This is a genomic window from uncultured Cohaesibacter sp. (assembly GCF_963556055.3).
Taxonomy (GTDB): Bacteria; Pseudomonadota; Alphaproteobacteria; order Rhizobiales; family Cohaesibacteraceae; genus Cohaesibacter.
Window position 1 is genome coordinate 48527 of the sequence record NZ_CAUVYE020000008.1, and the last position, 24548, is coordinate 73074.

Annotated in this window: 22 protein-coding genes; 7 read left to right on the plus strand and 15 right to left on the minus strand. The window is 54.3% G+C overall.

Going from position 1 to position 24548, the window contains the following annotated elements:
* Positions 1-99: 99 nt before the first annotated feature.
* The 8 genes from ACHZB8_RS02480 to ACHZB8_RS02515 form a co-directional block, all read right to left on the minus strand.
* Entirely contained in the window at positions 100-1206 is a 1107-nt protein-coding gene (locus ACHZB8_RS02480) for a porin (RefSeq protein WP_316858469.1), read from the minus strand.
* A gap of 310 nt (positions 1207-1516) precedes the next feature.
* On the minus strand, positions 1517-2701 hold the full coding sequence (locus ACHZB8_RS02485) for a toxic anion resistance protein (protein ID WP_316858471.1): 1185 nt from the start codon (positions 2699-2701) through the stop codon (positions 1517-1519).
* An 84-nt stretch (positions 2702-2785) separates the two neighbouring features.
* The gene (locus ACHZB8_RS02490; protein WP_316858472.1) at positions 2786-3904 is read right to left on the minus strand and encodes a hypothetical protein; all 1119 of its coding nucleotides are present in this window, start codon (positions 3902-3904) and stop codon (positions 2786-2788) included.
* 43 nt (positions 3905-3947) lie between these two features.
* Positions 3948-4592 (minus strand): 5-bromo-4-chloroindolyl phosphate hydrolysis family protein, encoded by a 645-nt coding sequence (locus ACHZB8_RS02495; protein ID WP_316858473.1) that lies wholly within the window; start codon positions 4590-4592, stop codon positions 3948-3950.
* Positions 4592-6190: a substrate-binding and VWA domain-containing protein gene (locus ACHZB8_RS02500; protein ID WP_316858474.1), complete on the minus strand. Its 1599-nt coding sequence runs from the start codon at positions 6188-6190 to the stop codon at positions 4592-4594. Before ACHZB8_RS02500 ends, ACHZB8_RS02495 begins: the two co-directional genes overlap by 1 nt.
* A 158-nt stretch (positions 6191-6348) precedes the next feature.
* Positions 6349-6774, minus strand: coding sequence for a NifB/NifX family molybdenum-iron cluster-binding protein (locus tag ACHZB8_RS02505; protein ID WP_316858475.1), 426 nt, complete (start codon positions 6772-6774; stop codon positions 6349-6351).
* A 189-nt stretch (positions 6775-6963) separates the two neighbouring features.
* Complete coding sequence (locus ACHZB8_RS02510) at positions 6964-7674, minus strand: DUF2161 family putative PD-(D/E)XK-type phosphodiesterase (protein WP_316858477.1); 711 nt, start codon at positions 7672-7674, stop codon at positions 6964-6966.
* 176 nt (positions 7675-7850) lie between these two features.
* Positions 7851-8864, minus strand: coding sequence for a 1-aminocyclopropane-1-carboxylate deaminase (locus ACHZB8_RS02515; protein ID WP_316858479.1), 1014 nt, complete (start codon positions 8862-8864; stop codon positions 7851-7853).
* A 174-nt stretch (positions 8865-9038) separates the two neighbouring features.
* On the opposite strand from ACHZB8_RS02515, the gene ACHZB8_RS02520 reads away from it, so the two are divergent.
* The gene (locus ACHZB8_RS02520) at positions 9039-9500 is read left to right on the plus strand and encodes an Lrp/AsnC ligand binding domain-containing protein (protein ID WP_316858480.1); all 462 of its coding nucleotides are present in this window, start codon (positions 9039-9041) and stop codon (positions 9498-9500) included.
* 44 nt (positions 9501-9544) lie between these two features.
* Here the strand turns inward: ACHZB8_RS02520 and ACHZB8_RS02525 are convergent, their stop codons facing one another.
* Positions 9545-10831 (minus strand): Nramp family divalent metal transporter, encoded by a 1287-nt coding sequence (locus ACHZB8_RS02525; protein ID WP_394706074.1) that lies wholly within the window; start codon positions 10829-10831, stop codon positions 9545-9547.
* 357 nt (positions 10832-11188) lie between these two features.
* Between ACHZB8_RS02525 and mntR the strand changes: the two genes are divergently transcribed.
* A complete protein-coding gene (gene mntR / locus ACHZB8_RS02530) occupies positions 11189-11653 on the plus strand; it encodes a manganese-binding transcriptional regulator MntR (RefSeq protein WP_316858481.1) in 465 nt (154 codons plus the stop codon).
* A 71-nt stretch (positions 11654-11724) separates the two neighbouring features.
* On the opposite strand, the gene ACHZB8_RS02535 is transcribed toward mntR, so the two are convergent.
* Both ACHZB8_RS02535 and ACHZB8_RS02540 read right to left on the minus strand, forming a co-directional pair.
* Positions 11725-12414, minus strand: a complete 690-nt coding sequence (locus ACHZB8_RS02535) for an HAD family phosphatase (RefSeq protein WP_316858482.1) — start codon at positions 12412-12414, stop codon at positions 11725-11727.
* Between the two features lie 58 nt (positions 12415-12472).
* Positions 12473-13486, minus strand: a complete 1014-nt coding sequence (locus ACHZB8_RS02540) for a LacI family transcriptional regulator (RefSeq protein WP_316858484.1) — start codon at positions 13484-13486, stop codon at positions 12473-12475.
* 354 nt (positions 13487-13840) lie between these two features.
* Between ACHZB8_RS02540 and ACHZB8_RS02545 the strand changes: the two genes are divergently transcribed.
* The gene (locus tag ACHZB8_RS02545) at positions 13841-15616 is read left to right on the plus strand and encodes a methyl-accepting chemotaxis protein (protein WP_316858485.1); all 1776 of its coding nucleotides are present in this window, start codon (positions 13841-13843) and stop codon (positions 15614-15616) included.
* Between the two features lie 99 nt (positions 15617-15715).
* On the opposite strand, the gene ACHZB8_RS02550 is transcribed toward ACHZB8_RS02545, so the two are convergent.
* From ACHZB8_RS02550 to ACHZB8_RS02560, 3 genes are all read right to left on the minus strand, one after another.
* Entirely contained in the window at positions 15716-16699 is a 984-nt protein-coding gene (locus ACHZB8_RS02550; RefSeq protein WP_316858487.1) for a threonine/serine dehydratase, read from the minus strand.
* 122 nt (positions 16700-16821) lie between these two features.
* Entirely contained in the window at positions 16822-17037 is a 216-nt protein-coding gene (locus tag ACHZB8_RS02555) for a DUF3329 domain-containing protein (RefSeq protein ID WP_316858488.1), read from the minus strand.
* 80 nt (positions 17038-17117) lie between these two features.
* Positions 17118-17846 (minus strand): VIT1/CCC1 transporter family protein, encoded by a 729-nt coding sequence (locus ACHZB8_RS02560; protein WP_316858490.1) that lies wholly within the window; start codon positions 17844-17846, stop codon positions 17118-17120.
* 342 nt (positions 17847-18188) lie between these two features.
* Between ACHZB8_RS02560 and ACHZB8_RS02565 the strand changes: the two genes are divergently transcribed.
* The 4 genes from ACHZB8_RS02565 to ACHZB8_RS02580 all read left to right on the plus strand — a co-directional run bounded on the left by ACHZB8_RS02565 (position 18189) and on the right by ACHZB8_RS02580 (position 23158).
* Positions 18189-19466, plus strand: coding sequence for an imelysin family protein (locus ACHZB8_RS02565; RefSeq protein ID WP_316858491.1), 1278 nt, complete (start codon positions 18189-18191; stop codon positions 19464-19466).
* Positions 19467-19543: 77 nt separating this feature from the next.
* Positions 19544-21058, plus strand: coding sequence for a di-heme oxidoredictase family protein (locus ACHZB8_RS02570; protein WP_316858492.1), 1515 nt, complete (start codon positions 19544-19546; stop codon positions 21056-21058).
* A gap of 2 nt (positions 21059-21060) precedes the next feature.
* Positions 21061-22065, plus strand: coding sequence for an imelysin family protein (locus ACHZB8_RS02575; protein ID WP_316858493.1), 1005 nt, complete (start codon positions 21061-21063; stop codon positions 22063-22065).
* 1 nt (position 22066) lies between these two features.
* Complete coding sequence (locus tag ACHZB8_RS02580) at positions 22067-23158, plus strand: DUF1513 domain-containing protein (protein WP_316858495.1); 1092 nt, start codon at positions 22067-22069, stop codon at positions 23156-23158.
* 13 nt (positions 23159-23171) lie between these two features.
* Here the strand turns inward: ACHZB8_RS02580 and ACHZB8_RS02585 are convergent, their stop codons facing one another.
* Positions 23172-24290, minus strand: coding sequence for an ROK family transcriptional regulator (locus ACHZB8_RS02585; protein ID WP_316858497.1), 1119 nt, complete (start codon positions 24288-24290; stop codon positions 23172-23174).
* Positions 24291-24548 lie beyond the last annotated feature (258 nt).

The window sequence follows — 24548 nt, forward strand, 5'->3', positions numbered from 1 at the left end:
AATTTTTCTAAAAAAGACTGACCTGTAAAAAAACAGGCCCGGGAGCATATGCACCCGGAGCCGTTTTCGTGGGGGTAAGTGGGATATTCGCGATTAAACTTAGAAGTTGCGCTGAATACGCAGTTTGCCTTCCCAGTCTTCGGTGTCGCCGCCATTGTCAAAGTCTACGTCGGTATACTGTACACCGGCCATGATTTTGAGGTTTTTAACGGGTTCATAACCGAATTCGAGAGAAGAACTCCAGATGTCATAGTCGTTGTCGGCAACGCCTTCGTCGTTGAACTGGGCATAACCACCGGACAGAACGGTCCAGACATTGTCAGCCAGGCCAACTTTCAAGCTTGCGGAAAGACCATAAGCATCGTTAACAGCGTAGCTGCCGTCTGCTTTGGCAGAAACGTCGCCCAGATAGTCGCCGTTGGAAATGCCGTTCCATGCAAATGCGCCGCTGCTGTAGAAGCCGTTGAAGGCAAAAGCGGAGCCAGCGGACAGCGAGTCAAGATTGAATTCGCCACCAGCAGCTACGGAATAGGCAACATCAGAGTCGTAGTCAGCATTTGCATAACGAAGCTGACCCAGAACGGCACCAACTGCGAGACTACCCCAAGCCTGATCGACTTTCATGCGAGCAACCAGTGTAGGCAGTGTCTGACCAGCATAAACATCGGTACCCGAGTGTTTGTTGTTGGAGATGCCAAGAGTAGCGGTTACGCCGTTGCCAAGAGCAAGGTTGTAGCCGAACTGTGGAATAGTGGTATCGCCGAGGTCATAGTCGCCGCCATACAGGTCGCCAACATAGTCAACAACGCCACCGGAGGTGAGGTAACCGGCATAGAAGCCGCCCAAGGTCAAATAGGCTTTGGCGATTTTGATTGCGCCATCGTCTTCGCCTTCAATCCGAACGCGGGATGCGAGAGTACCCAGTTCAGTTTCTTCCTTGGCATCAAAGTTCACCTGACCACGTGCCCAGAGGTCAAATTTGTCTTCAGAACGGCTGTCGGTGTCATTGAAGCGAGCTTCTGTACGGACATAACCGCTGATTTTCAGGCAAGTATCGGTACCCGGAATGAAGAAATAGCCTGCGCCATAAGCGTCACAAACTTTTACATAGTCTACAGGTTCGGCAACTGGCAGATCGGCAGCCTGGGCAGCGCCCCCAACGACCAACGCAGCGGCAGAACCGAGGATGAGGCTCTTGATGTTCATAATTCTGACCCTAATATTTGAAGCTTGCGACAACTGGACAATAACAGCTTAATTGTAATCTATAAACAGACTAAAACTGTATGGATGTAACATTGAATCGCTTTGTTGCAAAAAACACACAAGGGCTTGGAAGGACAATTCTAATTCATTGGATTGATTGAAGAAAATGAGTTTCCTGTGACATGCGTTCGTGATGGCCAGTTTTCAAAATGTGAAAGAAGGGCAGCGAAATGACAGAAACAGCGCAAGGGAAGCCACAAAAAAGGGGGCAGAAGCCCCCTTCGATGATCAGCAGAATGGATACAGGTTCCTAGGCTTGCAGTTGCACGTCCGCCAGTTGTTTCACAACCACTTGCATGCGAGCATGGGCATCCTTGCGGGCTGCCTGATTCTGGGCCTCGATTTCGCGGGCCCTCTGCTCGGTTTCCTTCAGCTTGGTTGCCATGCGTTCCAGAAGCTGCAATTCCTCTTCAAAGGCACCCTGACTTTGTTTGGCTTCGAGGTAACTGTCAGAGGCGGCATTGGAGGCAAGTTCGCGCAACTCGCGGCTGATCTCGCGGCGTTTCTCAGAAGCGGTGCGTGCATCACGAATGCTCTTGAGCGCGGAAAGCTGCAAAATGGCCTGTTTCATCTGCGGCATGTCAACCAGCAAGGTGTCTACCACGTCCGACAGGGCGATTTTGGTTGTTTCCTGAATCTGGCGAATCTGGGGTAGGTTCTGCGCTGCATTGGTGTAGGCCATATGCAGGCGAACAACACGGGTCAGGAAGCTTTCGACATTGGCTCGGAAATCACGATACTGGTTGACGACGACAGCATCGCGGCTCTCGCGCGCCTCGGCAAGGCGGCCATTGGCCTCTTCCACCAGACGCTGGCCTGCCTGCTCGCCCGCAGCGATATAGACCTTGAGATCTTCCAGATTGTTCGCTGTGGCTTCATAATTCATGTCTAGCTTGGTGTTTGCCTTCACCAGCTTCTCGCGATGGACCATGATCTGCTTTTCGATTTCATCGAAATGCTTGATGATCTTGTCCTTGCTATGTTTGAAGTAGAGGAAGGCCGACATCTGTCTTGCGATCCATGGGCCGATCAGCGGAATCTGATTGAAGGTATAGGCAAGAGTGGAGCCCCCGGCCTTCAGTTCGTCGCGCATTTCACGGATCTTGGCTTCTTCCATGCCTCTGGACAGGGCGATCAGCAAATCACCACCGACATCGGCGTCCTCGGTATTCATTTCGCGCAGCAATGTGTCAAGAACCGAGGAAACATCCATCTGCGGCTTGGAACCGTAGCTCAAAAGCAGGTTTGAATCCGTGGCGTCAACGGCTGCTGCCAGTTCGCCAACACGTCCCCATTCTGCCGGGCTGAACTCGCTTTCGGTGAAAACGGTCGTTTCCTGCGGCACGGCTACTGGAACAAGTTCGGTCCCCGCTGTTGTTGCCATTGGTTCCAGAGAACCGGTCTGCGATGTTGTCGTGGTCGTATCCTGTGACATCAAAATATCTCCTCAAAACACCACATGCGTATCAATCAAGCCCCATCCCGAGAGCCATTTGCATATGGTAAAGACGTGTAGGCCTCAAGTGCCAGTCGCAGTTGCCCGAGACAGTGTTTCCGGGTTGAGCAGTTCAATAATTTTTTCCATGACCGAGGCATTCGGCATCGGCATGACCGAGGTAACGGCCGGGGCAAGGCCCTTGACGGCAACCGCGCCAGTGTCGGTCACCCGGTCCTTGAGGCCGGAACGGAAGCCATGCTCGGACCAGGCCAGAGACTGGATCTCTTCATCTTCCAACGCTTTGGCCAGACGTTTTCCCTTTTCATTTAGCGCAATGACCGGATGTGAGGCCCAGAATGTAGGCAGCGGATAAAGCGTCACCACTTCCTTTTCGATAAGATCCCGATAGCGTTCATTTGCAATATAGAATTCAACCAGCTGGTTCTCATAGCCCACAATGATCGGCTTGGCACCGATGCCGGTATCGAGATATTTGCGGAAAATGTCGCCCGATGACCCTTCCATGTAGCCCATCTGTTTGAAGAAGCCTTGAATGGCCCTTGCATTCTTTTCGACGTCGGCCACGGTGGCGACCTTGCCTCCAGAGAGCATGTTGGCAAGCAGCCCGGAGAACATGTTGCCCGAATTGGACTTGGTCGGATCGGTGGATTGCAGGGTTGCATTGCCCCACAGGGCATCAACGCCGATATCCTTCCAGTTGGTCTGAGACTGAATGAGCGTGATCAGAGCCGCGGTATCGACCGTATAATGCGTGCCCGTATTCTTGACGATCCCCTTTTTCTCAAGGCCGTCCGCAATCGGTTTCCACGTGTAGAATACGATGGGAGAGTTGAAAATGAGATCGTCACCGGCCGGATCACCAAAATGGCGCTTGTAGATCTCGAGAGCAATTTCATTTGACGGCCATAGCGCGTCGATATCGTCTGCCAGCTTGTTGGTCACCATGTCGATAGAGCCATCCTTGCGGCCATCCATCGTTATGCCATAGCGATCCTTGAGGATCTCGATCACAGTCGGGTTTTTAATGAAGGCAGATTTCTCGCCACCAACAAGAAACTTGACGGTTATGGGGTCCGGTCCCGGTTTTCGGATAAAGCTGTCGATGCCGATCTGGTCCAGCGCGACCACGCCACCAATGATGACCAGCAGCAAAATTATTCCGACAACGATTCTATTCATTCCGCAAATCCCGAAATTGACTTCAAAATAACTGAAACAGTGCCTAGTCTCTGGTGGTCAGCTTCTCTAGTCCATGCTCAAGGCGCAAGGAGCTTTCCAGATTGCGCCCGGCCTGTTCAAGGGCGCTGACGTCATTGGAGAGCATGGCGTTATATTGAGCCCGAAAGGCCTTCTCGATCGATACAAATCGCCTGCGTGCCGCTTCCACCTGTTCAAGCTGCTTGTCATCTGGCAGGCGGCCGGAAACAAGTCCCGAATAGCCCTCTATCAGGCCGATCGCGTCCCCTGAATGAAAATCCAGAAAGGCGCGACTGCGAGGAATATCGCCCGGGTCTTTTTCAAGATTCGCATAGATATCGACAAAGACATCCTGAATTTTGCGCAAAATCTCTTGAGCCGGATCGGATTTGGGGGTGCGGCGGATGGCAATCTCCAGCCTTTCCGCTTGCTCCTTGCCCTGTTTCACCGCAGCGCGGGAGTCCTCCCGCGTGACCCCGGATGCGACAAACACCTCGTTGTCCTGCTGTTTCTTGGGAATGATGAAATGCATCAGAACAAAGGCAGCAATCGCGACCGCGATAGCAATATAAATCGTCATGTGCATTGCGAAATAGCTCCACAGCCCGATTGTGGCACCAACCACGATGGCAATGAAAAGACGCACATTATTCAAGGCAGAAGCTGACATCAGTTTGCATATCCTCTTGCATTTCTGAAAGCGGTGACCAGCCCCTTGCGTCCGTCAAAGACCCGAGCGGCTGTCAGTTCCGCAAGTTTCTTGACCTGATCTTCTGACGCATCGCCAAACAGAATGGAAAAAACCGGAATATTTCGAGCTGGCGAGGGGTCGAACAGATACTGAATATCCGCAAGGTCGCCATCGGACACACCGTCCGTGAGCAACAGCACCATCTGGCTATGTGTTTTGCCATTGCCCGAATTCTGAAGGACCGAAAGTCCCTTGCTCACCGCAGTATAGATGTTGGTGCCGCCATCAGGGAGCAGGCGCTGGACATAGTCATAAAGAGCGGCCATTTCCTCATTTGAGGCACCGGTAGCCGAAACCGGTTCACCGGCAAGGCCATTGAATGGGATGACGTAGAAAATGTCACCTTTGGTGGTTTCCAGAAAAAAGTCCCGCGCTTTTTCTTCCAGAAACAGATTGGCAAGGGACGACACCATCTGTTCGTTGCCTTCGCCCTTCATGCTACCCGAATAGTCGAGCAGGAAGGCAATCTCGGATGGGCGTCGGCTGGTGCCCTGATAAAGGCGCAAGGCTGCCTCGATAACCTTCTGGCTCGGCAGATTGAGCGCATTGATCGAACGGTCAAGGTTGATGCACCAGTCCGGTTTGAAAACGTCTTTGCTGAGCGTGCTTGACGAGAGCCCGAGTGGGCCGACCCGACGACCCGATGCGGCAAGTTCGGCCTGTACGTCATCCGAGAGCAGATGCTCCTGGAGCTTGAGGAAAAACGCTTCCTTGGCCTTGTCTTCCTCGCTGTCTCCCTTGTCGATATAGGCGAGGGGGGAATCCGCAATGGCAATGCCGTCTACCGGATAGATGGCACACAGGGGCTCCTTGCCCTGTTTTTCAAGCTCCCGGTTGACCTCGATGCCGACGGCCTCATAGTTGAACATCGCGTCCATGGCGTCCGGATGCTCAAGATAAAGGTCGCCGAGCCAACCAGATGAGCCGGAGGTGCGGTCAACACGCTTCAACAGCCGTTCGACGCGTGATTGCACGTCCGTATTCTCGATGTCCTTGAGCGACAGAACATTGGGCTGACCGGCGGCCGAAGACAGCATGGCAAAGTAGCTCATGGCGCCCGAATTGGATTGGGTCGCCGAGGTCATGCCGAAGGTAAGGCCTGCTTCGGATGCCTCCACGATATCGGTGAGGCTCGTATCCTTGCCGATCCAGTTCAGTTCTTTGGCCTTTTCCTTTTTCACCCAGAAGACGACCGGAGACCGCATGATGGACTTTTCATGCTTGACCACCTTTTGCGTGTCGCCCAACTCCAGCCACAGCGAAGCGGCAGGCCAGACAATATCGGCCTCCGCCTTTGTGCCGCTGCGGATATCAAGCATGATGTCAACCGAACCACGGCCCTTGATATGAATATCGACGCCCTGCTTTTTGGCAAACGCCTCCACAATCGGATAGAGAGACTTGTTTTCCGAACCGGAAAGCAAAGTGACTGACTGTTTCGGTCCGTCATCCTGACAAGCCGAAAGCCCTAATGCGGCCGTGAGCAGGATGGCGCTGGCAATAATTTTCTTCATCATATCAATGACCATTGTCCATTCGGTTTTCCGCCGATCTTAGAAAGTCTTTTTAGGATTTCTGTGACAGAACTGGCTGGCCCCATCGATTTATGCGCAATTAAACAATTGTAGCCTGATATCCCTCTCTCTGTAAAATTGACAAGGTCAACAAAGGACAATTAGTGGTGATGGCCCCCGTGCCCATGTTCGTGACCATGTCCGTGACCATGTCCGTGCTCATGATCATGGTCGTGATCATGATTGCAATCACAAAGCTGTGGCAGATTTTGCCCCTTCTCCAGGAATTCCTTGACCGCTTCGAGCGGATCGGTCTTCTCGGTAATGCTTGCCATGACAGAGCGTGCGGCCATTCTGCGCGCAAAGCCAGCGCCGAACGAGGCGGACAGGATGACATCGACACTGTCGAGCGGATGGGCTGCCCCACTGTCTCCCAACTCATGCATGCTCATCTCTTTGGGCAAGTCGATGCGTTCGATTTCAATCGGCTGCCGGTCGTCTCCAACGGAATAGACCAGAAAGCGACGGGCCCGGCCTGCGTGATTGGTGACAGTCCGGAAATTTTGCGAGGATACGGCGATTTTCATAGATGACTCCAGATGATGTTTTGGATTTCAAAATCACTCGGCGCATCTTGCCCCGGTCCGGCAAAGAGGCATCAAAATGGTGAAATTCAATTCGTTAATCTATGATCTAAGCCTGCCGAGGGCAAGTTGCAATACATGGTTGAGTCTTGCGACACGATTGCAGGGAAAAGGAACTTGTAAATGGGCGATTTAAGAGTTGATTGAAGGCTGCTGCGCGAGGCCTTCGAGCTGGTCTGAATAAAGCCCCAACGCTTCGAGTCCCTTGGGAGAAATCTGGTAAATTCCGGTTGCAGCTTTCTCGAACCAGCCATAATGGTCATCGGCCATGATCCGCCGGGCATTCTCCACCCCGGTTTGGCGCGCCACAAGGGCCGCTTTTGTCGGGCCCTGTTCAGACAGCAGCTTGAGGCATTTGAGAGCATCCTGGCGATAGGTCGTCACCAGCCCTCTTCTTGTTGCACCCCCTTCATTGGGGTCCCCGACCCGCCGCGAGAATTCACGCAGCAGCCGATCCTTTCGTGGCTTGATCTGCCGCGGCTTGTAGGGAGCGGGATCAAGATGAGGCGTCACAAATCCGTCCTTGATACGCACGGTCAGCAAACCAAGCCCAAGCCGTCGACAGAGCGTGAGGTTGTTCTTGAGGGACTTTGCAAAGGGTCTGCCAGACCCATGGGGCACCGCGATATAGACAAAATCGGTGAGCTTCTGCCGGTCGATGGCCTGATGAATGAGTGTCAGTGAAAATCCCACTTTCAACTCGATCACCACCGGATCTTCCTCGCCACGCATGGCGACCAGATCAGCCTTGCCCACTTCCGCCTTCACCTCATAACCCTGTGCTTCAAGAAACTGCTTGATCGGAGCGTAGAGGTCGGTTTCTCGCAAGGCTTGCTTGGGCATGAGGTCTCTATCAGGCTGGTATGGGATTTGACTCGTCGGATGCTGGCAACAGCATGGTCTGATTCCGGCTAAGAAAATCTGAAGAAACACGAGAAAACGCACCGCCCCGTCGTTGCGCGAACATGACAGGGCGAAGCGCAGTCTTGGTCGAGCCTTTGCCTCGGGAGGGGCGGGCTCTAGCCGTCCTTGTAATAATAGCTGTAGCCATTGATGGCTGGCGCGCCGCCCAGATGGGCATAAAGGATTTTCGAGCCTTCTGGGAAGAAGCCCTTTTTCGTCAGATCAATAAGACCCTGCATGCTTTTGCCTTCATAGACAGGGTCAATGATCATCGCTTCTGTTTGCGCGGCAAGGCGGATAGCATCATTGGTTGCGTCCGATGGAACACCATAATGGGGATAGGCATAATCCTCCATGATGACGATTTCATCCTCGCGGACCTCGCGTCCCAGCTCCACCAGCTTGGCGGTATTGTCAACGATCTCGCGTACCTGCTTGCGAGTCTGCTCCGGTGTGGCGGACGCATCAATACCGATCACCCGGTCCGCGCGATCCTGTGCCGCAAAGCCGACAACCATGCCGCCCTGGGTTGACCCTGACACCACGCAGACAACGATATAGTCGAACTTGAAGCCGAGTTCTTCTTCCTGCTGTGCCACTTCTTCGGCAAAACCCACATAGCCAAGACCACCATATTTGTGTACCGATGCACCTGCGGGAATGGCATAGGGCACACCTCCGGCATCCTTGACGGACTGGATTGCATCTTCCCAGCTTTTGCGGATGCCGATATCGAATCCGGCATCCACCAAACGGCTGTCCGCTCCCATCAGGCGTGTCAGAAGAATATTGCCAACTCTGTCATAGACAGCGTCATGATGGGGGACCCACTTTTCCTGAATCAGAACACATTTCATGCCGATCTTGGCAGCCGTTGCCGCAACCATCCGGGTGTGGTTGGACTGCACCCCGCCGATGGAGACCAGCGTATCGGCTCCCGAAGCTATGGCATCCGGGACGATATATTCGAGTTTGCGCAGCTTGTTGCCGCCAAGTGCCAGCCCGGAATTGCAGTCCTCGCGCTTGGCATAAATGTCCAGTTTGCCGCCAAGAGCTTCTGAAAGCCGGGGCAGTTTTTCAATCGGCGTTGGGCCGAAGGTGAGGGGATAACGTTCAAATTTCTCAAGCAAGGATAAGCCTCATTCTTTTGGTGATTGCTCTTCGGAGGCCTTATAAGGTAGCGAAATTTGCCTGAAAGGTGCTTTTGAATTTCACCGAATAATTTATTGAAAGCTTGATAATTTCTGACAATTTGATCTACTGAGCGCACATTTTGAACCAATTGTGAAAGAATCTTTCAAATCATGGAAGAACTCGACCGGATCGACAAGAATATTCTGCGGCATTTGCAAAAAGATGGCCGCCTGACCAATGCAGACCTTGCCGAAAGGGTCAATGTCAGTCCTGCAACCTGCCACAGGCGGACGCAGAGATTGTTTGATCAGGGATTCATTCAAGGTGTGCACGCCCAGATCAACCCCGAACCTGTGGGTCTTGGCAATCTTGTGATGGTGGGGGTGGTGCTTGATCGCTCGACCCCTGAAAGCTTCGCGGCCTTTGAGGATGCGATCATGGCAATTCCCGATGTACTTGGCTGCAATCTGGTCGCCGGAGACTTCGACTATCTGCTGTCCGTGCGTGCGCGGGATATCGCTGGCTTTAATGCGCTTTTGGGGAAAAAGCTGCTCACCTTGCCCGGCGTGCGCCAGACCCGGACCTTCTTCGTCATGAAGGAAGTGAAAAACAACGAGCCGCTTCCCTTTTGAGGAAACGGCCCGTTGGTTGCGCCCAAGCAGGATAGGTATGAAGGTCAGCCAGGGAAAAACGGAATGGGAATGCCGAAGGCCTCTGCCAGCAGCACGAAGTTGAGCGTCAGCACCGCACTCGCCCCCAAAATCGAGAGAGAGCGGACAACGGGCCCTGTCGCATAGACTCCCATGACATCACGACGGGATGAGAAAATGATCAGCGCGATCATCGGAACAGGGAGTGATATGCTCAGAATGACCTGACTGATGACAAGGGCCTGCGTCGCATTGACTCCCATTGCAACAACCACAAAGGCGGGCAACATAGTGATCAGGCGTCTCAGCCAAACCGGAATCCTGTAATGCAGAAAGCCCTGCATGATCATTTGTCCGGCCATTGTGCCAACGACAGAGCTTGATATCCCCGATGCAATCAGCGAAATCAGAAAGGCACTGGCCGCCGCAACACCCAGCAGTGGGGTCAGCGTGTGATAGGCCGTTTCAATTTCGGCCACTTCGCTATGGCCGGAATGAAAGGCGCTGGCGGCCATCATGACCATCGCCATATTCACCATGCCAGCTATGGCAAGCGCTATGACGACTTCCCAGTTTGAATATTTCAGAACCTTGCGGCGCTCTTCCTCCGTGTGCATGACCGTTCTTGATTGGGTAAGGCCCGAATGCAGATAAATGGCATGGGGCATGACCGTTGCCCCGATGATGCCGACCGCGATGGTCAGCGCCGTGGCATCGGCAAGCTGAGGGGTCACCATGCCCATGCCTGCATTGCCCCAGGCAATGGGAGCAATGAAAATCTCCGCCAGATAACAAAGGCCGATCACGCCGACCATCGCCCCGATGATCAGTTCCATTGGCCGGAAGCCATGTCTTTCAAACAGCAGAATGCCATAGGTAACGATCGCGGTGATCGTCATGCCTGCCATCAAGGGCATGTCGAACAGCAGGGCAAGACCAATGGCACCACCAAGAAACTCCGCCAGATCCGTTGCCATGGCGGCGATCTCGCTGACAAACCACATGGCCCAGACCACAGGCGAAGAGAAATTGTCGCGACAAAGCTCGGCAAGATTCTTCCCCGTCACGATGCCAAGGCGTGCCGAGAGGGCCTGAAACAGCATTGCAATGAGGTTGGCAAGCAGAACGATCCACAGAAGGCTGTAACCATAACCGGCCCCGGCCTGAATGTTGGTGGCATAATTGCCCGGATCCATATAGGCGACGGAGGCAATGATGGCCGGTCCGGCAAACAGCAATTTGCTGCTGAAGCCGCGGCGCTCTCCTGAAAGGACGGCAGCCATCCCTGAACGTGTCTGTTCTGTCGCAAACATGATTTCGATACTTTGCTCGTTACGGTCGGTTTATTAGATGCTTTAAAAGTTAGCCCAAGCTAAAATTAATTCAAGATGTAGCTTGGGCTACATTTTAAGTAATGAACAACAATTTTTGCACAGTGGCACCAAGGCAGTTGCTGTCGCGGCCAGACCACGCGCATTTGCACTTTACAAAGTGTAGTCCCGCATGCGCGAGCCACATCGGGTGCCATTCTATCCAATCTGTCAAACCCGGTGTCGGCAGAGACACCTGTCAAGACAACCAATCTGTGACCATATTGGTGATTGCAAATCCGTTGAACATTCTGTACCCAAGGCTTGAAAAGAGTCGCGGCCGTATCAATCGGTACCGTTTTGACAGAAAAAACAAAGCGAAAATCCATGCCAGATCAATCCACCCGAAAAAGCAAGCAAAGCGCTCGGTTCATTCGTGCGCGCGAAGCCCAGGCCTGTGCGGTGATGGAAGACTATGCCGAGATGATCGGCGACTTGATCGCCGAGCTTGGTGAGGCTCGGGTGGCAGACATTGCAGAGCGAATGGGTGTTGCCCACCCGACCGCAACCAAGGCGATTTCCCGTCTTAAACGGGAAGGCCTGGCGGTGTCCCGACCTTATCGCGGTGTCTTTTTGACCGAAGAAGGCGAAGCCCTGGCCAATCGCGTTCGGGCTCGTCATCGCAGTGTCGTGGAACTGCTCGTTGCCGTAGGTGTGCCGCGCGAGACTGCTGAAATTGATGCCGAAGGCATCGAGCATCACGTCTCCGACAAAAGCCTGAAGGCCTTTGACGAATTTCTTGCCAACAACGACAAGACGAAATAGAGCGGTAGCAGGACGGCGGCTTGCCTTCTGCCTGAAGGCTGTCGTCCCGATAGCGGATCACACATCATGCCCTAGTCAAGAAGGGCAAGGAGCCGGTCAATGATGGTGGTTGAGCCGGCTGCTGAAAGCGCCTTACCGTGCCTTTCACGCAGGTCAGCATCACTGAGATGGCTGCCGCCGACAAAACCGACGATGTATCTCACCCCTGCCGCTTTTGCGCCAATTGTGCCCGCAATGCCATCCTCTATCACCATCGCCCTTGCCGGATCGACGCCCAGGGCCTTGGCTGCATGAAGGAAGATATCCGGTGCAGGCTTGCCGTTGGGCACAGTCTCCGTGCTGAACATGCGCCCTTCGAACCGTGCCGTTTGTCCAACGGTATCAAGGGAAAGCCGCAACCGTTCCGGGCTGCTACCCGAAGCAAGACAGTAAGGGATCTTGGCCTCGTCAAGCCGGTCAAGCAGCGCTTCAGCCCCTTCAACCAGAGCCAATTGCTCTGAGAGGCGCTCATGAACCCGCTCTTCCCAGGGGTGCGGATAATGGGGGAAAGGATCGCGTCCGGTCTGCTCCAGCATGAAGCGTGTGACATCGCGTCGGGTCGTGCCCAGAAAATTCTGCACCAGATCCTTCCATGTCACGGTAATTCCGTGGTCTGAAAAGCTTTTCTGCAATTCTCCAAGAGAGATCTGTTCACTATCGACAACCACGCCATCGAAATCGAAGATGACGGCGTCGACCTTGCTTAGCAATTGATTGGGCAATGTATGGATCCTGTTGAAATGGCAAGGGGGGAGGCAAGGGGGTGAAAAAGGGAATGGTCTAGAATGGGCCCACAGGGGACTGCTCGCTGGTTTTCTCGATCCTCTGCATCATCGGTTCGTCAGGCCGTTCGATTGACTGGATTGCCGCGCGCGCCAGAAAGTCGCCAGCCAGAGTCAAATCCTGATAGACAGAGAGAATTTCACGCCGGATCAGCTTGAGATAGGGGCTGGCCTCCTTGGCGAAAACATCAATGTCCCCGCCCAGTGTCCGCCCACTCTGCTCAATCGCAGCCAGCGACAACACCGCCGTTGCTGTCGAGGGAGTAATGATCGCATCAATGGAGCGATCTGTTTTGAGCCGGTCAAGCAGCGCGGCCAGAAGCGCTTCACTGCCGTCATGGCTCGTCACACCTTCCAGAACCTCCAACTCATAGTCGAATTCGCTGCGGGCGCGCTTGACGCCGCTGAGCAAATGTTGGCTATAGCTGAGCGTGATCGGTGGGGAAACCAGAAGAAACTGGCGGCGCCCCTTGGCCAGCAGACGTCGAACCGCCAAGTCTGCATAGGCTTCGGTATCAAAATCAAAATAGGGATGCCTGTCCTGCCAACTGGTCCGGCCATAGGCGGCAAACGGGAAAGAGCGGGCCATCAGATAGGCGATGCGCTCATCTTCCGGTTCCGTCTGGTTCAGAATGATGGCATCCGTGCCCCCGGTTTCCACCACGTGTTTTACAACTTGCAACCGGTCTTCCTGCGAGGAAAAGGTCACGATATTCATGTAATAGGGCGAACCCTTGAGGCTATGGGCGATAGCAGAGATCAGCCGACCGGTATGATCATCGATCACGTCATGATCTGCGGAGAGAATAAGTGTTATGACATTGGTCCGACCCGTGACCAGTCCAAGTCCAGACCGGTTGCGGACATAACCGATCTCCTCAGCGATCTTTCGGACCTTTTCCTTGGTCTCGGCCCCGATCTCCGGACCATCATTGAGCGCTCGGGAAACGGTTGTCACCGCAAATCCACTCAGTTCCGAAATGGTTTTTAACGTGGGTCTCTTGGTGGACATCGTCATCCCCTTTGTGCTGAGCGCACTTATATCGCTTTGTATGACATCTTGGCAACTTATTCGACAAATGCGACCCGTATGCCTTCATGTGATGGGAATCTGCTCAGGGGAACAGTGGGTTATGGCAGAATGAGACAATAGCAAGGCGAAGACTTTTTGTACATACATATTCGCCGGATTTTACGATCTTCTCGAGCTTTTTCTGAAAACAGGAAAGTATTTTACTTGTTATAAATACGGAAATATACCCATCAATAAGGCAAAATATTCGGGAGCAATGACTAAAATAGCATTTCTTAACCTAATTATGTGCAGGATATCGCAAAGTTTCCTGTTGTAGGGTGGAATTCTGGCATGTCAAAAGTGAACAGCTCGGACGCGACTTCAGTAAAAGGTGATGGAGCAAAAAAATATATTGATTTCTTGACTAGTGGTGAGGGCGAAGTAAAGCATTCTCAGGCAGCATGGAACAGTATTCAGGGCGATCTTGATAAGATTCTAAGCAATTTTTACAGGCGAACTGCATCCGTTCCCGGACTTGGTGAAAAACTGGGTGCCGGGTCCAAAGAGGTGCCGCGCCTCAAGTCGGCCCAGACCAAGCATTGGCAATATATTTTCAACCACCCGGTCGATGCGGAATTTCAGGAACACTCCATTCGCGTGGGACAGGCCCATGTTCGTGTTGATCTCGATGTGCAGTGGTATGTCGCTTCCTATGGCCGCATCCTGCAAGATATCGTGCCGACGATCATCATGGGAAACAAGATGTCTCCGGCGAAAGCGACAAAGATTCTTCAGGCCGTGATTGCACGGCTGTTTACCGATATGGTGCTCTCGATTGAAGCCTACAACGGAATCTTGCGCCATCAGGAAGAGCAAAAACAACTTGAAGCGGACAATCTCAGAAATCTGCGCAACCTGTCCCGGACGGTTCGGGATATCAACGCGATTTCAATGGACATGGCTGTCCTGTCGCGCAATACCCGAAATGCCACCACGAGCGGCGAGGCCATTTCGGCTGCCGTTGCCGAAATGGTTGCATCAACGGAACAGATTTCCGACAACAGCGAGAACACGGCCAACAATGCCAATCACGTGAGCGACTCGGTCTCGGAAGGCATCGAGGCGATGAATACCGTGCTTGACGCCATGACCAACATTGCCGATTTCTCGCGCAACACGGAAGCAAACCTCACCGAACTGATGGAAGCATCCGAGCAGATCGGGGAATTCCTCTCTGTCATTGAAAGCATTTCCAGCCAGACCAACCTTCTGGCGCTCAACGCCACAATCGAGGCCGCACGGGCCGGAGAAGCAGGCAAGGGCTTTGCGGTGGTTGCCGCCGAGGTCAAGGAACTTGCATCCCATTCGAACAAGGCTGCCGATGACATTTCAAAGCGCATTCAATCGCTCAATCACGGCATGGGCACGATCCAGAAATCGATCACAGGGTCACTCGAAGCCATCAGCAAGGGTCAAGCACGAATCGAGGGTGCAAGCCAGTTGATGGATCAGATCGGCTCTCAGGTCGGCGAAGTGACGTCCAGCATGAATGAGGTGTCGGGAATTCTGTCTGAACAGTCTCAGGCAAGCCACGAGATCGCCAGCAGCATGACCGGTGTTGCCGATCTTCTGGCCCATAATGAAAGCACCCTGAACCGCGTCGTCGAAACACTTCAGACCAGCAATGACGAATTCAGCGCCGGTGCGGCCAACTGGTTTACCGCCACTTCACACAGCTCCTTGTGTGAAATGGCCAAGATTGACCATGTGCTGTTCAAGAAGCGGGTACTTGACACGGTCGTCGGGCGTGGCAACTGGAAAAGCAGTGAGGTTCCAGATCATCACAATTGCCGCCTTGGCAAGTGGTATGACGATATCAAGAATGAGAAGATCCGTGCTCATCCCATCTTCAAGAAATTGGTCGATCCGCACAAACGTGTCCATGATGCTGCTCGGGAAGCGTTGCAGTATCACACGGAGGGAAAAACAGATCTGGCGTTTGAAGGTCTCAAGCGCATGGATGATGCCAGTTATGAGGTCTTGCATATTCTGGATGAACTCAGCCGCGCCTTTGACAAGGAACTGGAGGCCGAGCAGGCGCGCCGGTCAACGAAAAAGATCGCCTGACAGAGCCCTTGCCTTGGCCAAAATGACAAAACCCCCGTTTCTGCCAAACGGGGGTTTTTTGAACTCAAGGCTTTGTGTTTCAGTCTCGGTCGAAGCGTATTAGCCCGCAAGAACCGAGCAATAGAAGTCCGGATCCACATTGGCTCCGGAAATGATGAGCGCCATGTCGCCGCCATGGGCTGGTACCTTGCCGCTCAATGCCGCAGCCAGCGAAGCCGCGCCACCCGGTTCTGCTACCAGCTTCATTTTCTCGAAGGCAAAACGCATGGCAAAGCGCACTTCTTCATCGCTCACCGCAAGGCCTCCTGCAAGAAACGTTCTGTTGATCGGCAAAGTCATCTTGCCCGGATAGGGCGATTGCAGCGCATCGCAAATGGATTTGGCATTCGGAACATTGCCCGCAACGTCACTGCTTCCAAGGGAGCGTCCGGTGCTGTCAAAGCCCTCCGGTTCCACCGAATAGATGGCGGCATCCGGTATGTTTGCCTTGATCGCGGTCGCGACCCCGGATATCAGACCTCCACCGCCGCAGTTGCTCAGAACCGTGCCGATATTGGCTGAAACGGCGCGAGCCTGCTCGACAATCTCAAGTCCCACCGTGCCTTGCCCGGCAATGATGTAGGGATCGTCATAGGAAGGAATGAGAATGGCCCCTGTCTTGTTCGCGAGATTGGTGGCGATCTCTTCACGCGACTCGGTATAGCGATCATAAAGGACAACTTCTGCGCCCAGGGCCTTGGTATTTTCGAGTTTGATCTTTGGTGCATCGGTCGGCATGACGATGGTCGCCGGAATGCCACATTGACGCGCAGCCGCCGCCACCCCTTGTGCATGGTTACCCGACGACCAGGCGATGACGCCGCGTGGCTTTGCCTCCGCTTCGATGCGTGAAATCCGGTTGAAGGCCCCGCGAAACTTGAAGGAGCCGGTATGTTGCGCACCTTCGAACTTGACCAGCACTCGCTTTCCAAGGCGCTCGTTCAGAGGGCCAAATTCCAGCAAGGGGGTGCGAATGGCATGCCCGTCAAGGCGGCTTGCGGCATCAAGAATATCGTCATAACAAACAGCGAGGTCTGAAGTCATCGTGGTTTCATTCATGTGTTGGGGTCAGGAAAATAAGGGAGAGTAGAGCGATCGGTGGTAATGGTACGGTCTCGTATCAAGGCCACCCCGTTGCAGCTATCGTAAGAGCATAAACGCTGCCGTCAAGGCATATTCTCGCCTTTTGCATCAGCCTCGTCTTCAGGCGGAACGTAGGTCAGAAACAGCTGATGGACACACAAAAGCCCGGTAATGCCAAACAGAAAGGCCCAGGTCGGATTGCCCAGCAACCATTCGAAGCAGGCCCAGCCAAGGGGGGCCGCGCAGGTGACCAGCCGAACCCATAGGGGTTTCAGCATCGGATGTGAAGTATCGAACACATGTTCCTCCCGAGAAATCTGCCAGCCGCTTCCTTACGCCTTTTGGGCCCAAATCTCAACCGGCTTGTCGACCCATGGGCCTAGCCGACAATCGCCCCCACTGCGAAAGCAACCAGTGCGCAGGCCCCGCCAACCAATATGGTTTCCCCCACGCAGCGGATGACCCCTTCCCGCGTAGACCACCAGCGCAAGATGCCCAGGCCCGTAAGGGCGAGGAAAGTGGCCGTGATCGAAAGAACGAAGCTCATGTCATTAGCCTGCATCAGGAGATAGGGGATGAGGGGAACGACACCGAAGAAAACAAATGACAAAAAGGTCACCAGACCGTCCATTGCCGGCGAGACCTGCCTCATGTCATGCATTTCCAGCTCGTAATTCATCATCAGATCGGCCACCAGTTCGGGGCTTTTGATGATCTCATCGGCGATTTTTCTGGCCGAAGATTCACTCAGGCCACGCTCGGTCATCATCTGCATCAGCTCCACAAATTCCTGATCCGGATGTGTTTCCAGCTCTCGCAGAACAAACTCGCGCTGTTTGTTATAGAGATCCCTTTGTGAGCGGGTTGATAGAAATTCTCCAAGCCCCATCGAGACGGCATCGGCAAACAGGTTGGCCAACCCGAAGACCATGACCGCGATGGCCCCGATCTGGCCGGCACCTTCGGCTTGCGCACCTGCAAAGCCCGCGACAATGGCAAAGGTCGTCACGATTCCATCATTGCCGCCATAAACGATTTGCTTGAGAAATTCCTGCACCTGTCCAAGATTGTGCACTTCCTTGCGATGGAGATCCCAATTGACGGTCATGATGAGGGTCCTTGTGACTGGTCCTGAGAGCGAAAAGCAACCTTGCAACTCCCTGTCTAGCACAATTTTTTGCCCTGGAACGCAGTGCCTTAAGGCTAGGTCGAGGAAAGTGGTCTCGCAAGAGTTTGGAAATGGCCCTCTCAACAGGATTTTAATGTGAATGAAATATTCACCTTTACAAAGTTGAGTTTTTAATTCAGTTTTAAGCCTCGACACAGACCGTATGGTTTTTGAGACAAATGGATTTGGCAATCACAGGGCCGTGGCCGGAAAGACATTTTTGGCAGCAGCGGTCTCTTGCGGAATTTTCGAAAACGAATTGAAAAAGGGGTTCGCAATTCGATGAAAAAAAGTCACTTGATAGGATATTCCATCGCCTGCCTCGTTGGTTTTGGCACGAGCGCATTGGCCGCCGAGCCGATCAGCAAGAGGAGCGTATTGGAAACCTATGCCAACATTGCTGAAGCCAAATATAGCGACAGCCTGATCACGGCCAGAGCTTTGCAAGGCGCTGTTGATGCCCTGATCGCGGATCCGTCCGCCAAAGCGCTCGAAGCGGCCAGGAAAGCATGGCTTACCGCCCGTGTTCCTTATCAGCAGACCGAGGTTTATCGTTTTGGCAATGCCATCGTGGACGATTGGGAAGGCAAGGTGAATGCATGGCCGCTGGACGAGGGTCTGATCGACTATGTCGATACGAGCTACGGCGGCCCAACCGATGAAAATGAATATGCCGCGCTCAATGTCATCGCCAATCCGAGCTTTGAGCTTGCGGGCAAGGCCATTGACGCAACCGACATCACCCCCGAGCTTCTGTCAGAAACGCTGCACGAGGCGGACGGTATCGAGGCCAATGTGGCAACAGGCTACCACGCCATCGAATTCCTGCTCTGGGGGCAGGATCTTCATGGCACCGACCATGGCGCAGGCGAGCGTTCATGGAGCGATTACGCCAAGGGCGAGAATTGCACCAATGGCAATTGCGAGCGCCGGGGAGCCTATTTGAAAGCGGCAACGGACCTTCTGGTGTCGGATCTTGAATGGATGGCAGCGCAATGGGGCACCGAGGGTGATGCCCGCAAGGCCGTTATGGCAGATGAGAATGATGGCATCGTGACAATCGTCACCGGCATGGGATCCTTGTCCTATGGTGAGCAGGCTGGCGAACGCATGCGTTTGGGCCTTATGCTCAACGATCCGGAAGAAGAACATGATTGCTTCTCGGACAATACCCATAACAGCCACTATTATGACGGCCTTGGCATTCGCAATGTCTATGTCGGCCAGTATGTTCGCATTGATGGTTCGATTGTCAAAGGGGCATCCCTGTCTCAACTGGTCTCAGAGACCGACAAGGCGCTCGATGCGGAGTTGAGCGGCAAGCTTGATACCACCATGATCAAACTGGCTGCGATCAAATCGGCTGCCGAGTCCGGTTTCAGTTATGATCAGATGCTGGCCAGGGGCAACGAGGGGGGTGAAGCTCTGGTGATGGGGGGCGTCAACGCTCTGGTTGATCAGACAAAATCCATCGAACGTGTGGTCTCGGTCCTCAAGTTGAATGACATTGAGTTCGAAGGCTCAGACAGCCTTGACAATCCAAAGGCTGTTTTCGAGTAATCGAGGCTTTGAAAGGTTCAGGCGCGGCTCATCAGGGCTGCGCCTTTTTGTGTTTTTGAAAAGGCAGTTCCCGTCTGATGGTCCGTAGAAATCTGCTCCTGCTATCCCTGTGTCTTGCGATGCCGACCCATGCCGGGCCGCTTGATGAGCCGCATCTCGACATCGTCCCAAGGACCTCTGCCGAGCAGAAACGGATCAATGACGTGACTGCTCCACCGCTGAATGCGGAGAAGTCCCGGGCCTTCGAGGTGCTCTCCGGCGGTGCTGCGACGATCACCCCCAAACGAGCAGAAGATGCCTTCCGGCTGCCCTCGGGCAATATGGCATTTGACAGAAAGCTCGATTTCGAGCTTGGCAATGCCATGTTTGAAAAGCTCTGGGTTTCCTCTCCCTCTTCGACCAGGGCTTCCGATGGCCTCGGCCCCCTCTATAATGCCCGCTCCTGCGCCCGCTGCCATATTCGTGATGGTCGCGGCCATCCTCCAGAGCCCGGCGATGACAAGGCCGTTTCCATGTTCCTGCGCATCGGCATCCCGCTAAGGGAGAGGCAATCGGAGACCGGGATACCGGGCTATCACACTGTCGATCCCGATCCGGTCTATGGCCGCCAGTTGCAGGATTTCTCCCTTGTGGGCCTTGCGTCCGAATATCGCTTGGCAATTGACTATGAGGAAATTCCCGTCGCTCTGTCTGGCAACGAGAAGGCATTTTTACAAAAGCCGACGTACCGGGCGGAAAATCTCGGCTATGGTCCGTTGCATGAGGATACCGTCATCAGTCCGCGTCTCGCACCCCAGATGATCGGACTTGGCCTGCTGGAGGCCATTCCGGCGACCGATATTCTGGTCCATGAAGACCCGGAGGATCTTGACGGCGATGGCATTTCGGGTCGCGCCAACATGGTCTGGTCTGAAAGCTATGGTCTCCCGATGCTTGGCCGCTTCGGTTTGAAGGCTGGCAAGGCCACGATCAAGGATCAGTCCGCCTCGGCCTTTTTCACCGACATCGGCATTTCCACGTCTCTGTTCGGGGATCCATGGGGAGATTGCACCAAAGCCCAGAGCGATTGCAGGTCCATGCCTCACGGCGACGGGGATGTCCGCCAATTCGAGGTTGATGACACCGGCCTTGCGCTTGTGACCTTCTATTCTCGCAATCTCGGTGTGCCCGAGCGTCGGGATGTCGATGACCCGCAGGTCCGGCGTGGCAAGGCTCTGTTCCATGATATTGGCTGCGCCGGATGCCATCGCCCCAACTATGTGACCCATCGTCTGAACAACCAGCCCGAACAGAGCTTTCAACTCATCTGGCCCTACACGGATCTTCTCTTGCATGATATGGGCGAAGGCCTTGCGGACCAATTGCCTGAAGCACGGGCTACGGGGGGAGAATGGCGCACGCCTCCATTATGGGGTATTGGTCTCACAAAGGCCGTATCCGGACACACCCGGTTCCTTCATGATGGGCGGGCACGCTCTTTGCTCGAAGCCATTTTGTGGCATGGTGGTGAGGCCAGCAAGCCCCGCGATGCGGTTGTTTCCATGGCGCCGGAAGATCGCGCCGCTCTTGTTCGATTTCTTGAGAGTCTCTGACCATGTTCAAATACTGTCTGCTTCTGTTCGCCTTGATGACTGCACCGCTTGCCGCCGATGAGACCGGTTCTTCGCTGCCGGATATGGAAAAAATCGTCAAGAGCCATATTCTGCCCGGCCTTGAAGATCTGGCCCGAACGGCTGAAGACCTTGCCCAAAGCGTAGCGCAGACCTGTCCTGACAATCCAGACGCTGTCAAAGAGGCATATGGCAAGGCTTTTGACGCCTGGGTGCGCGTCAGTCACTTGCGCTTTGGTCCTTCTGAAACCGATGACAGGGCGTATGCGCTCGCCTTTTGGCCCGACACAAAAGGCTTTACCCCAAAGACGTTGCAACGGCTGTTGCAGGATAGGGACCCCGCGATAGAGAGTGTAGACGGATTCAAGGCTGTCTCGATAGCGGCCCGTGGTTTCTATCCGCTGGAATTTCTTCTATATGACCCGCAATTTGTCGAACACCCGAGCCCCAATCGTTGCCAGTTGATGCGTGTCATGACCCAAGACATCGCCGCCAACGCCCTGGCGATCCGGGATGACTGGAAAGATGGATATGGAAGCAGACTGATTTCTGCCGACAATGAAACCTATCGCAGTCATGAGGAAGCGATCAGACAGGTCTATACGGCCCTGACGACCGCTCTGCTCTTTACCTCCGATACGCGCCTTGGTCGCCCGATGGGCAGCTTCACGAAGCCGCGTCCGGCCCGCGCCGAGGCCCGCCGTTCCGGCCGGTCGTTGCGTCATGTCATCCTCTCGCTTGAGGCCAATCGCGAGCTTGCCTCTTTGCTTTCGCAAGGCGATGAGGATATCGATCAGGGTTTTGAACGAGCAATTCGCATCGCCAACGAGCTGGATGATCCCGATCTTTCGGGCGTTGCAACCATTCAGGGGCGCATCCGCGCCGAGGCTCTGCAAGGAGCCATAAGCTTTGTCAATGATCTGCTGGCCGAATATCTGGCTCCCAGGCTTGGTATTACCGCCGGCTTCAATGCGCTGGACGGAGATTGATATGCCAGATCGTCGCTCATTCATGAAAGGCCTGTTTGCAATTGGCCTCTGCCCTTCTGTCACCTGGGCTGATGCGGGGAGCCCCGCCTTTTTGTCGGCGGCTCGCAAACCGGACGGTCACTATGCCCTATTCGGGATTTCAGAGAAGGGGCGGGCCATCTTCGAGATTGCTCTTCCCGGTCGCGGCCATGCCGCTGCGGCCCATCCTGAGCGTCCCGAGGCAGTCGCTTTTGCGCGACGCCCGGGCAATTTTGCCATGGCGCTTGATTGCCGGACCGGAGAGACATTGTCGGTCCTGGAAGCGCCAGAGGGGCGGCATTTCTATGGTCACGGGGCATTTTCCGAAGATGGCCGCCTGCTCTATACGGCAGAAAATGATTATGAAACAGCGCGCGGCGTCATCGGCATCTGGCAGGCGGACAAAGGCTACACGCGGCTTGGAGAATTTGCGTCCCACGGTGTCGGCCCCCATGACATCAAGCTTCTGCCAGACAACAAGCATTTTGTCATTGCCAATGGCGGCATTGAGACACACCCGGACAGTGGTCGGGAAAAGCTCAACATTCCCACCATGCAGCCGAGCCTTGCTTATGTCACGCTTGATGGCAGGCTGGTCGAGAAAGTGGAACTTCCTCAGGCCATGCACAAGAATTCCATCCGGCATTTGAGCCTCGGCGAAGACGGAATGGTGGCTTTCGCCATGCAGTGGCAGGGAGATGTCCTCAACAGCCCGCCTCTTCTGGGCCTGCACAAGCTGGGTGGTCAAGTCACGTTGCTGGAGGCTCCGGACGACCAGCAGCGTCAATTGCAAGGCTATGTCGGCAGTGTGGCCATTGACACAAGCCGGAGATTGCTGGCCGCCTCCTCGCCGAGGGGAGGGGTCGTGCATCAGTTTGACACGGAAACCGGCGAGTTTCTGGGCGCGGTCCGCGAGACGGATGTGTGTGGCCTTGCCATGCGCAACGGCAAGCTGGCCAGAACAAGCGGTGCCGGAATCGTCTGTCTGTCAGAGGAGGTGGCCGGAATGCAGATGGACCGGACCCGCGTGACCCATCCCTATCAGTGGGACAATCATCTGGTTCCCATCGGCTAGAGCAAGAAGCCCGCTAATAGATCATCCGTTGGAGCGGCAAGATGGCCGCTCCGATCGAGGAGGCATCGCCCTCGATCGCACTCAAGGCAAGGCGAGGAGAGGGAGGGCCATCTTCATCGGGAACCCGCCCGGCCTCAATCAGCATCTTGCGCAAGGCGGTAGGTGCCTCGCCGCCGAAAAAGATTGCACACGGATCTGCAATCGAGGTAAGCGCCCGGATCAATATGTTGAGCGCCGGAGTTACCTCCTCAACCCATTCGGCCACACCGGGCCAGTCGGCATCGAACCGGCTGGCCAGATCATGTACGGTATCCACTTTGATGCCATTGTCTCTGAGCCGTTCGAGCAATTCGCCCAGTGCGGGGCGATGCTTTCTATCCCCCTCCACATAGGTTCGGGTCAACTCGCCGGCATTGCCATGTCCACCGAAAAAAGGTTGCCCCATATAAAGCAGCCCCCCGCCAAGGCCCATGTTGAAGGACAGATAGGCAAAGCAATCCAGATCCGTGCCCCCGCCGCAGTAATATTCCGCAATGGCGCAGCAGTTGGCATTGTTCTCCGTGAAGGCAGGCAAGCCGGTTGCATCGGCAAAAAGCGTGTCGATGGGCTGATTGGTCCAGCTGGTGATCGGATCGGGCGTACCGTACCGGTTGGGGTTGCCTTTGCGATATCCTTGCACCGAGACGCCAATCCCGATGGCCTGACGATCTTTGAGGGGGGGCTCCAGGAACTTCTGTTCCGCCGCCTCGCCCACCGCGCTTGCCACCGCCTGGCAATCGCCGGGATCAACATCAATGACATCGGAAAAAATGAGGTGGCCATTCAGATCGACCCCGGACAGATCGATGTTGCTGGTCGACAGGCCAACGCCCAAAGCGACATAGCGTTCGGGATTGATCGTGATTTGAGGGCTCGGTTTTCCTCGCCCCCGGATCACGGGTTCGGTTGGCGAAAACAACTCTTTTTCGATCAGCCCTTCGACCAGTCGATGCACCGATTGCTGTGCCAGATGCGTATGCTTTGTGATGTCGGCACGTGAAATTGTCTCCCGCGCGTGAACAATACGCAAAATCTCCCTCTCGCTTGAAAGCAGAGACAGATTGGCAACCGGAATCGAAGACGAAGTGCTCATTAATGAATTCAATCAATCCTTGAAACGAGTCCAAGACATACACGATTTGGTGGCGTTGAACCAGTCGCAATAGCTATGCTGAAACGTCAGATCTTGTCTGTGAATGGCTTGTCGGGATGTCTCACATTGGCAAAATAGGCAGTGTTGGGCCTCACTTTCATAAATCGGATATGTGTCGTTAGACAATTGTCGTGTGAGTTGTCACAAAAATATTACACACGGAGAGTAATAAAGTGCAAGAATTTGGAAAACGCAACA

What these genes read in the sequence shown, in the direction of transcription:
- ACHZB8_RS02480 (WP_316858469.1), bottom strand. Translation starts at nt 1,206, where the DNA reads ATGAACATCAAGAGCCTCATCCTCGGTTCTGCCGCTGCGTTGGTCGTT.
- ACHZB8_RS02485 (WP_316858471.1), bottom strand. Translation starts at nt 2,701, where the DNA reads ATGTCACAGGATACGACCACGACAACATCGCAGACCGGTTCTCTGGAA.
- ACHZB8_RS02490 (WP_316858472.1), bottom strand. Translation starts at nt 3,904, where the DNA reads ATGAATAGAATCGTTGTCGGAATAATTTTGCTGCTGGTCATCATTGGT.
- ACHZB8_RS02495 (WP_316858473.1), bottom strand. Translation starts at nt 4,592, where the DNA reads ATGTCAGCTTCTGCCTTGAATAATGTGCGTCTTTTCATTGCCATCGTG.
- ACHZB8_RS02500 (WP_316858474.1), bottom strand. Translation starts at nt 6,190, where the DNA reads ATGATGAAGAAAATTATTGCCAGCGCCATCCTGCTCACGGCCGCATTA.
- ACHZB8_RS02505 (WP_316858475.1), bottom strand. Translation starts at nt 6,774, where the DNA reads ATGAAAATCGCCGTATCCTCGCAAAATTTCCGGACTGTCACCAATCAC.
- ACHZB8_RS02510 (WP_316858477.1), bottom strand. Translation starts at nt 7,674, where the DNA reads ATGCCCAAGCAAGCCTTGCGAGAAACCGACCTCTACGCTCCGATCAAG.
- ACHZB8_RS02520 (WP_316858480.1), top strand. Translation starts at nt 9,039, where the DNA reads ATGGAAGAACTCGACCGGATCGACAAGAATATTCTGCGGCATTTGCAA.
- ACHZB8_RS02525 (WP_394706074.1), bottom strand. Translation starts at nt 10,831, where the DNA reads ATGTTTGCGACAGAACAGACACGTTCAGGGATGGCTGCCGTCCTTTCA.
- ACHZB8_RS02540 (WP_316858484.1), bottom strand. Translation starts at nt 13,486, where the DNA reads ATGTCCACCAAGAGACCCACGTTAAAAACCATTTCGGAACTGAGTGGA.
- ACHZB8_RS02545 (WP_316858485.1), top strand. Translation starts at nt 13,841, where the DNA reads ATGTCAAAAGTGAACAGCTCGGACGCGACTTCAGTAAAAGGTGATGGA.
- ACHZB8_RS02550 (WP_316858487.1), bottom strand. Translation starts at nt 16,699, where the DNA reads ATGACTTCAGACCTCGCTGTTTGTTATGACGATATTCTTGATGCCGCA.
- ACHZB8_RS02560 (WP_316858490.1), bottom strand. Translation starts at nt 17,846, where the DNA reads ATGACCGTCAATTGGGATCTCCATCGCAAGGAAGTGCACAATCTTGGA.
- ACHZB8_RS02565 (WP_316858491.1), top strand. Translation starts at nt 18,189, where the DNA reads ATGAAAAAAAGTCACTTGATAGGATATTCCATCGCCTGCCTCGTTGGT.
- ACHZB8_RS02570 (WP_316858492.1), top strand. Translation starts at nt 19,544, where the DNA reads ATGGTCCGTAGAAATCTGCTCCTGCTATCCCTGTGTCTTGCGATGCCG.
- ACHZB8_RS02575 (WP_316858493.1), top strand. Translation starts at nt 21,061, where the DNA reads ATGTTCAAATACTGTCTGCTTCTGTTCGCCTTGATGACTGCACCGCTT.
- ACHZB8_RS02580 (WP_316858495.1), top strand. Translation starts at nt 22,067, where the DNA reads ATGCCAGATCGTCGCTCATTCATGAAAGGCCTGTTTGCAATTGGCCTC.
- ACHZB8_RS02585 (WP_316858497.1), bottom strand. Translation starts at nt 24,290, where the DNA reads ATGAGCACTTCGTCTTCGATTCCGGTTGCCAATCTGTCTCTGCTTTCA.